We start from the raw sequence: 798 nt of genomic DNA, 5'->3' as shown, positions 1-798 counted from the left end.
TTCCGCGGAATGGCCGTCGGAACCGCGCAGCCTTCGGCGGAGCAGTTGGCTGCCGTACCGCATTATTTCATCGCCGACCGGGAAGTGTCCGACGATTATAATGCCGGCCGTTTCGAGGCGGAGGCATTGGTGTTGCTCGATCGCTTGTTCGGGGAACACGATTATGTGCTGGCTGTCGGCGGTTCCGGGCTTTATGTCGATGCGTTGTGTCGCGGGTTCGATGCGTTGCCGCCCACCGATCCGGCGTTGAGAGGGCGACTGGAGGCCCGTTTGCGCGACGAGGGACTCGGCACGTTGCTCGAAGAGTTGCGCCGGCTCGACCCGATTTATTATGAATCGGTGGACCGCGACAATCCCGCGCGGGTGGTGCGTGCCGTGGAGGTGTGCCTGCAAACGGGACGTCCGTATTCGGAACAACGGTCCGGAGAATCTCGGGAACGACCGTTCCGAATCGTGAAGATAGGAATCGAAACTCCGCGCGAGGAGCTTTACGAACGGATCGATTGTCGGGTGGACGGCATGCTCGAGGCGGGACTTGAAGAAGAAGCACGCCGACTCTATCCGTTGCGCGGATTGAATGCGTTGATGACGGTAGGCTATCGTGAAATGTTCGAATATTTCGACGGTAAAATACCATATGAAGAAGCAGTTAGGCTTATTAAACGCAATTCGCGCCGGTATGCCAAACGGCAGATGACCTGGTTCCGCAGGGATGCCGATATTGCCTGGATGAAGAGGGATGAAATAAAAAAGATGAAAATTTTTTGCGAAAGTTTTGCAGATTAAGAAATGTTGCCT

1 protein-coding gene is annotated in these 798 nt (G+C 55.5%); it reads left to right on the top strand.

The annotated features are described in order from the left end of the window. The first annotated feature begins 9 nt into the window (after window positions 1–9). Complete coding sequence (gene miaA, locus QZ298_RS08600; protein ID WP_367114388.1) at window positions 10–786, top strand: tRNA (adenosine(37)-N6)-dimethylallyltransferase MiaA; 777 nt, start codon at window positions 10–12, stop codon at window positions 784–786. The last annotated feature ends 12 nt before the right edge of the window (window positions 787–798 follow it).

Source organism: uncultured Alistipes sp. (genome assembly GCF_910580175.1).
GTDB lineage: Bacteria > Bacteroidota > Bacteroidia > Bacteroidales > Rikenellaceae > Alistipes.
The sequence above is the reverse complement of the archived record's forward strand: the minus strand, read 5'-3'. Positions and strand labels throughout refer to the sequence as shown.

What these genes read in the sequence shown, in the direction of transcription:
- miaA (WP_367114388.1), top strand. Translation starts at nt 10, where the DNA reads ATGGCCGTCGGAACCGCGCAGCCTTCGGCGGAGCAGTTGGCTGCCGTA.